Annotated in this window: 7 protein-coding genes and 1 pseudogene; 6 read left to right on the top strand and 2 right to left on the bottom strand. The window is 67.6% G+C overall.

Features of this window, described 5'->3' with window-relative positions:
- A partial coding sequence (locus Q1W68_RS13280; RefSeq protein ID WP_300716929.1) for a CTP synthase occupies window positions 1-829 on the bottom strand: 829 nt, incomplete at its 3' end.
- Between the two features lie 112 nt (window positions 830-941).
- Between Q1W68_RS13280 and coaBC the strand changes: the two genes are divergently transcribed.
- Window positions 942-2,168 (top strand): bifunctional phosphopantothenoylcysteine decarboxylase/phosphopantothenate--cysteine ligase CoaBC, encoded by a 1,227-nt coding sequence (gene coaBC / locus Q1W68_RS13275; protein ID WP_300648085.1) that lies wholly within the window; start codon window positions 942-944, stop codon window positions 2,166-2,168.
- 127 nt (window positions 2,169-2,295) lie between these two features.
- On the opposite strand, the gene Q1W68_RS13270 is transcribed toward coaBC, so the two are convergent.
- On the bottom strand, window positions 2,296-3,423 hold the full coding sequence (locus Q1W68_RS13270) for a substrate-binding domain-containing protein (RefSeq protein ID WP_300648086.1): 1,128 nt from the start codon (window positions 3,421-3,423) through the stop codon (window positions 2,296-2,298).
- Between the two features lie 142 nt (window positions 3,424-3,565).
- Here Q1W68_RS13270 and Q1W68_RS13265 point away from each other — a divergent pair, with 142 nt between their 5' ends.
- The 5 genes and pseudogenes from Q1W68_RS13265 to Q1W68_RS13245 form a co-directional block, all read left to right on the top strand.
- The gene (locus Q1W68_RS13265) at window positions 3,566-4,303 is read left to right on the top strand and encodes an ABC transporter permease (protein WP_300648088.1); all 738 of its coding nucleotides are present in this window, start codon (window positions 3,566-3,568) and stop codon (window positions 4,301-4,303) included.
- Window positions 4,300-5,058: an ATP-binding cassette domain-containing protein gene (locus Q1W68_RS13260; RefSeq protein ID WP_300648089.1), complete on the top strand. Its 759-nt coding sequence runs from the start codon at window positions 4,300-4,302 to the stop codon at window positions 5,056-5,058. The genes Q1W68_RS13265 and Q1W68_RS13260 overlap by 4 nt, the downstream gene beginning before the upstream one ends.
- 65 nt (window positions 5,059-5,123) lie before the next feature.
- Complete coding sequence (locus Q1W68_RS13255) at window positions 5,124-5,867, top strand: substrate-binding domain-containing protein (protein WP_300716930.1); 744 nt, start codon at window positions 5,124-5,126, stop codon at window positions 5,865-5,867.
- Window positions 5,864-6,667, top strand: coding sequence for a molybdate ABC transporter substrate-binding protein (locus tag Q1W68_RS13250; protein ID WP_300659518.1), 804 nt, complete (start codon window positions 5,864-5,866; stop codon window positions 6,665-6,667). Before Q1W68_RS13255 ends, Q1W68_RS13250 begins: the two co-directional genes overlap by 4 nt.
- Window positions 6,654-6,993: pseudogene (locus Q1W68_RS13245) on the top strand (iron ABC transporter substrate-binding protein); the annotation flags it as partial. The gene Q1W68_RS13250 and the pseudogene Q1W68_RS13245, both read left to right, overlap by 14 nt.

Genomic DNA, 6,993 nt, shown 5'->3' with positions numbered 1-6,993 from the left:
GGCTGGCCGGTGGCGTGTTCAGGCGCAGCTTGTCGCAGATCAGGCCGTCCAGGCCCTGCTCGTGCAGGATGCGCGGCACCTTGTAGATGGTGTCCACGTCCCACATGGAGATCACGCCCCACTCGGGCACGTTGGAGAACAGGCTGATCTTGGCGCGCTCTTCGTCGGGAATGCGGCGGTCGGCGCGGCAGAGCAGGGCGTCGGCCTGGATCCCGATGGCACGCAGTTCCTTGGCGGTGTGCTGCGTGGGCTTGGTTTTCAGCTCGCCGGCGGCGGCGATCCAGGGCACGTAGCTCAGGTGCACGAAGGCCGAGTTGTTCGGGCCCATGCGCAGGCTCATCTGGCGCACGGCTTCCAGGAACGGCAGCGATTCGATGTCGCCCACGGTGCCGCCGATCTCGACGATGGCCACGTCCACTGCGTCGGGCGTGCCGATGCCGGCGCCGCGCTGGATGAATTCCTGGATCTCGTTGGTGACGTGCGGGATCACCTGCACCGTCTTGCCGAGGTAGTCGCCCCGGCGTTCTTTTTCCAGCACCGACTGGTAGATCTTGCCGGTGGTGAAGTTGTTGGTCTTCTTCATCCGCGTTTCGATGAAACGCTCGTAGTGGCCCAGGTCCAGGTCGGTCTCGGCGCCGTCGTCGGTGACAAACACCTCGCCGTGCTGGAAGGGGGACATGGTGCCCGGATCCACGTTGATGTACGGGTCGAGCTTGATGAGGGTGACTTTGAGGCCGCGGGACTCAAGAATCGCGGCGAGGGATGCGGAGGCGATGCCTTTGCCCAGAGAGGACACCACACCGCCGGTGACGAACACAAATTTGGTCATGTCTCGGGCGAGCCAGATGCTCGCAGGAGGTGGAAATGGCGATTATAAATGGCGCCCCCGACAGCCCACCCGGCCGGGCACGTGGACAGGGCCCAACTGCTACATTGCGCCCATGAACGAACTTGCTGGAAAACACATCGTCCTGGGTCTTTCGGGCGGTATCGCCTGTTACAAGGCGGCCGAACTGTGCCGGGCGCTGGTGAAAGCCGGTGCCACGGTGCAGGTGGTCATGACCGAAGCCGCCGAGCAGTTCATGACCGCGGTGACGATGCAGGCGCTCTCGGGCCGCCCGGTGTTCACTTCGCAGTGGGACGCGCGCACTTCGGGCGGGGCGGACAACAACATGCCCCACATCAACCTCAGCCGTGAGGCCGACGCGATCGTGGTGGCCCCGGCCAGCGCCGATTTCATGGCCAAGCTGGTGCACGGTCGGGCCGACGAGCTGCTCTCGCTGATGTGCCTGGCGCGTCCCATCGAGAGCGTGCCGCTGATCCTGGCGCCCGCCATGAACCGCGAAATGTGGTCGCATCCCGCCACGCAGCGCAACATCGAGCAGCTGCGCGCCGATGGCACCACGGTGCTCGACGTGGGCGCGGGCGAGCAGGCCTGCGGCGAAACCGGCGACGGCCGCATGCTCGAGCCCGACGAGCTGCTGTACGACCTGATCCGCTTCTTCACGCCCAAGGTGCTGGCCGGCCAGCATGTGCTGGTGAGCGCCGGTCCCACGTTTGAGGCCATCGACCCGGTGCGGGGGCTGACCAACCTCTCCAGCGGCAAGATGGGCTTTGCCATCGCGCGGGCGGCGCACGAGGCCGGCGCGCAGGTGACGCTGGTGGCCGGCCCGGTGGGTCTGCCCACGCCGCGCGGTGTGGGCCGGGTCAACGTGAAGTCGGCGCTGAACATGCAGAAGTCGCTCGACCACCTGGCCCAGGCGGCCACGGTGTTTGTCTCGGCCGCGGCCGTGGCCGACTGGCGCCCGGCGCAGATGCTGGACCAGAAGATCAAGAAGGACGGTTCGGGCGAGGTGCCCACGCTGTCGTTCGTGGAGAACCCCGACATCCTGGCCGGCATCGCCAGCAGCGAGCGCGCCCGGAACGGTGCGCTGTACTGCGTGGGCTTCGCCGCCGAGAGTCACGACCTGCTGGCCCACGCCCAGGCCAAGCGCGCGCGCAAAGGGGTGCCGCTGCTGGTGGGCAACATCGGGCCCGACACCTTCGGGCAGGACGACAACGCCTTGTTGCTGGTGGACGCACACGGCACGCTGGAGTTGCCGCGGGCTTCGAAGCTGGTGCTCGCGCGCCAGCTGATCGCGGAGATCGCGCGGCGGCTGCAAAGCTGATCGATCCCCGTTTGCACTGGTCCGATTGCCGTTCGCCCTGGGCTGACCTCCGTTCGCCCTGAGCCTGTCGAAGGGCTCACCAAGGCGTCGGCAAGGCTTCGACAGGCTCAGCCCGAACGGGATTGCTTCAGTCCCACCACGGCAGGAGCCGCTTCATCGCGGCCACTTCGCCGCAGTGATCGGGCACGTACCCCGGCAGGCTGGCGAGCTGATCGTGCCACGCACGGCTGCGCAGGCGTTGCAACAAGCGCTGCACGGCGGGCTGCTCCAGCGCGGTCTTCAGGCACACCAGCAAATAGCGCTCTTCGGTGAGCGGTACAAAGCCCAGACCCTGCGTGCGGGCGGCGTACTCGGTGCCCAGACCCACATCGGCCGCGCCGCTGGCCACCGCCTGTGCCACCGCCGCGTGCGAACTCTCCACCCGTTCAAAGCCGGCGATGTCTTCGGGCATCAGCAGGGCTTGCGTGAGCAGTTCGTCCAGCAGCAAGCGTGTGCCGGTGCCCAGCGCGCGGTTGACGAAACGAGCCTGCAGGCGCGCCACGTCCTTCATGTCGAGCAGGCGCAGCGGGTTGCCGGGAGCCACCATCAAACCCTGGGCACGGCGAGCGAAACCGATGATCTTGTGCAGGCCTGGCTTGAGCAGCGGGCGGTAGGTGCGCGCGCTCTGGCTGCCCGAGGCGGCGAACGGTTGGGTGTGAAAACCGGCCAGCGCGCAGCGGCCTTCGTTGAGCGCGCGGATCGCATCCACGCTGCCGCAGAAACGGATGTCGAGGTGCAGACGGCCCGCGTCCTTGCGAGAAGACGCGTCGGTGGCGGCGAATTCCTGCAGGGCGCTCAGGGCGTGGTCGTGGCTGGCGTAGAGCGTCAGCACCTCGCTGTCGCCGTCTTCGCCAGCGTCGTCGAAAGCGCGGGCAAAGGCCCGTTCGAGTTCGGCACGCAGGCCTTCAATCTGCGGTCCCAACCGGGCCTGTGCCAGCCGCTCGGCCATCAGGAGCCGCTCGCCAAACGGTGTCAGGCGGGCTGCCTGCCCGCGCTCCCAGAACAGCAAGGCCTGGCCCAGCGCGGCTTCCCAGTCCTTGAGTTGCCCCCAGACATGACGGTACGACAGGTCCAGCTGGCGCGCGGCGGCCGAGATGGAACCGCTGGTGTGCACCGCCTGCAGAACGTCCATCATCGGGTTGCGCAACAGCGCATGACCGCTGGAGCGGCCCGGTGCGCGGGCGGCGAACGCGTAGGACAACTCGATCTGTTTCATGGAGCGCGAGTGTGCCCCATGCGCGCCGGCTGCCGCCACCGAACGGCCGCAACGTATGAACAGCATTGCCTATGCAAGACGTTTCATACCGTGTCACTACGTAGGTGCTCCCGGGGGTGTTCGGCCTATGCTCTGCGCCCACATGAACACCTTTTCCGATAGCGTCAGCACCGCACTGCAGCTGGTGGTTTCGGGCGACCCGGGTCTCTGGGCGGTGGTGAGCAGGTCGCTCGCCGTGAGCGCGCTCGCCTGCCTGCTGGCCTGTGGTCTGGGCTTGGTGCTCGGCGCCTGGCTGGCGGTCGCGCGGTTCCCGGGGCGGGGTGCGGTGCTCACCCTGCTCAACACTTTTCTGGCCATTCCTTCGGTGGTGGTGGGCCTGGTCATCTATCTCTTGCTGTCACGCTCGGGTCCGCTGGGATTTCTGGGCTGGTTGTTCAGCTTCCAGGCCATGGTGCTGGCGCAGGCCTGCCTGGTGCTGCCGCTGGTCACAGCACTCACGCGCCAGGTGGTGGAAGACGCCGACCGAAACCACGGCGAGCAGCTCTCGTCGCTGGGCGCAGGCCCGGTGTTGCGCAGCCTGCTGCTGGCCTGGGACGACCGTTACGCACTCGTCACCGTGTTGCTCACCGCTTTCGGCCGCGCCGTCTCCGAGGTGGGTGCGGTGATGATCGTGGGCGGCAACATCGAAGGGTTCACCCGCGTCATGACCACCGCGATCGCGCTGGAAACCAGCAAGGGCGATCTGCCGCTGGCGCTCGGCCTGGGTCTGGTGTTGCTGGGTGTGGTGCTGGTGCTCAACGCGATGGTGTCGCTGCTGAGCCGCTGGCGCGAGCGTGCCGACAGCGCCGATGCCACCCGCCTGACGCTGGTGACGCCATGACCGGTCTGCCCGTCACCGCGGTGCTGCCTGCCGTGTGTTTTGACCTGCGCAACGTGCAGGTACACCTCGGCCCGGCGGGTCGCCTGCAGGCCCTGAGCGACATCTACCTGCGCATCCAGGCCGGTGAACGCGTGGCGCTGGTGGGCGCCAACGGCAGCGGCAAAAGCACGCTGTTGCGCACGCTGCACGGCCTGCAGCACACCAGCGGCGGCGAGTTGCACGCATCGAGTCAGCAGCGCGTGGCCATGCTGTTCCAGCGGCCGCACATGCTGCGCCTGAGCGTGCGGCTGAACATCCAGCTCGGGCTCTGGCTCAAGGGCGTCGCGTGGGCTGAGACCCGCGCGCTGGCGCTCGCCGCGCTCGAGCGGGTGGAACTGGGCCACATTGCCGAGCGCAATGCCCGTGCGCTCTCCGGCGGGCAGCAGCAGCGCGTGGCGCTGGCCCGGGCCTGGGCCTTGCGTCCCGATGTGTGGTTGCTCGACGAACCCACCGCCAGCCTGGACCCGCACGCCAAACGCGAGGTGGAGGCACAGATCGCCGAGTTCACCCTGGGCGACCCAGGGGGCGAGCGCCCACCCACGCTGGTGTTCAGCAGCCACAACCTGGGCCAGGTCAAGCGCCTGGCCAGCCGTGTCATTTACCTGGAGCAGGGCCGCTTGCTGGCCGACCTGCCCGTGGCCGATTTTTTCAACCACGACCTGCTGCGGTCTTTGTGTCCGCAGGCCCATTTGTTTGTTCAAGGAGAAAGTTTGTGAACGCCTTCCGTCGTCTGACCCTCGTCGCCGCCCTCGGTACCGCCCTGCTCGCCAGTGCCGGCGCGATGGCCCAAAGCATCGTGGTGGCGTCCACCACGTCCACCGAGCAGTCGGGCCTGTTCTCGTTTTTGCTGCCCGAGTTCAGACGAGCCAGCGGCATCGACGTGAAGGTGGTCGCGCTGGGCACGGGCCAGGCCATCGACATGGCGCGCCGGGGCGATGCCGACGTGCTCTTCGTGCACGACAAGGTGGCCGAAGAGAAGTTTGTGGCCGACGGTTTCGCCGACAAGCGCCAGGAGGTCATGTACAACGACTTCGTGCTGATCGGCCCCAAGGCCGACCCGGCCGGCACCAAAGGCAGTGACATCGTGGCCGCCATGAAAAAAGTGGCCACCGCCAATGCGCCCTTCATCTCGCGAGGCGACAAGAGCGGCACGCACGCGGCCGAGCTTCGTTTCTGGAAGATGACGGACACCGATGCCAACAGGGGCACCGGCTACAAGGAATGCGGCTGTGGCATGGGCCCCGCGCTCAACATCGCCTCCAGCGCCGGGGGCTACGTGCTGGCCGACCGCGGCACCTGGCTCAACTTCAAGAACCGCGCCGATCTGGCTGTGCTCGTCGAAGGCGACAAGCGCCTGTTCAACCAGTACGGCGTGATGCTGGTGAGCGCGGCCAAGCACCCGCAGGTGAAAACGGCCGACGGGCAGAAGTTTGTGGACTGGGTCACCGGTCCGGCGGGTCAGGCCGCGATTGCTGGCTACAAGATCGGTGGTGAGCAGCTCTTTTTCCCGAATGCCTCTAAGTGAAGACCCGTCTGACGGTCATGGCGCTCGCTGCGCTGGCTGGTTGTGCCACGCCTGAGGCGCCCGTGACGAAAGAACCCCTGCAGGTCTACGCCGCCGGCAGCTTGCGTGAGGTGTTCACCGAGATCGCGCGCGACCATGAAACCCGCACCGGGCAGAAGATCGCGCTCACCTTCGGAGCTTCTGGCCTGCTGCGCGAGCGCATTGAAAAAGGCGAGGGCGCGCAGGTGTTCGCCTCGGCCGACACCCAGCACCCGCAACGCCTGGCCGCCGCGGGTGGTTGGGCAGCGCCCACCGTTTTCGTGCGCAACAGCCTGTGTGCACTCACGCAGGCGAGCGTGAACGCCACGCCGCAGAACCTGCTGGAGACCATGCTCAACCCGGCGGTGAAGCTCGGTACCTCCACACCCAAGGCCGACCCGTCGGGTGACTACGCCTGGGAGCTGTTCCGCAAGGCCGAGACCGTGCGCCCCGGTGCGTACGCCGCGCTCGACGCCAAGGCGCTCAAGCTCACCGGTGGCCCCGACTCACCCAAGCCACCGGCCGGCTGGGGCACCTACGCCTGGGTCATGGACCAGGGCCAGGCCGATGTGTTCCTCACCTATTGCACCAACGCCGTGGCCTCGCAACGAGAGGTGCCGCGCCTGAAGGTGGTGCAGGTGCCTGCGGCCTTGCAGGTGGGCGCGGCCTACGGCCTCACCGTGAAGCGCGGTGCGCCCGCACCGGCCGAGGCTTTTGCCAAAGCCCTGCTGGCACCCGCCGCGCAAGCCACGTTCGCGCGTTACGGCTTTGGTCAACCCTGACGATCCGGGTCTGCGCCGACGTGATCTGCTGATCGCGTCGGGCGCGCTCGCTGGCCTGCCGGCGTGGGCGCAGGCCCGCAGCGTCACCGACGGAGCGAGCCGCCGCGTGAACGTGCCGGCCCGGGTGCAGCGCGTCTTTCCCGCCGGTCCGCCCGCAGCCATCTGGCTCTACACGCTCGCGCCCGACGCGCTCATCGGATGGCCACGCGCCAACCGCGGGCCCGAACTCGAATTCCTCCTGCCCGGTATCGGCAACCGGCCCGAGGTGGGCCGCCTCACCGGGCGCGGCAACACCACCAACCTCGAACAGTTGCTGCTCAGCAAGC

The organism is Hydrogenophaga sp., assembly GCF_030158645.1.
Lineage (GTDB): Bacteria > Pseudomonadota > Gammaproteobacteria > Burkholderiales > Burkholderiaceae_C > Hydrogenophaga.
Note: the sequence above shows the minus strand (reverse complement) of the source record. Positions and strands in the feature narration are given on the sequence as shown.

Coding starts and splice junctions, on each gene's coding strand:
- coaBC (WP_300648085.1), top strand. CDS start 942: ATGAACGAACTTGCTGGAAAACACATCGTCCTGGGTCTTTCGGGCGGT.
- Q1W68_RS13270 (WP_300648086.1), bottom strand. CDS start 3,423: ATGAAACAGATCGAGTTGTCCTACGCGTTCGCCGCCCGCGCACCGGGC.
- Q1W68_RS13265 (WP_300648088.1), top strand. CDS start 3,566: ATGAACACCTTTTCCGATAGCGTCAGCACCGCACTGCAGCTGGTGGTT.
- Q1W68_RS13260 (WP_300648089.1), top strand. CDS start 4,300: ATGACCGGTCTGCCCGTCACCGCGGTGCTGCCTGCCGTGTGTTTTGAC.
- Q1W68_RS13255 (WP_300716930.1), top strand. CDS start 5,124: ATGGCCCAAAGCATCGTGGTGGCGTCCACCACGTCCACCGAGCAGTCG.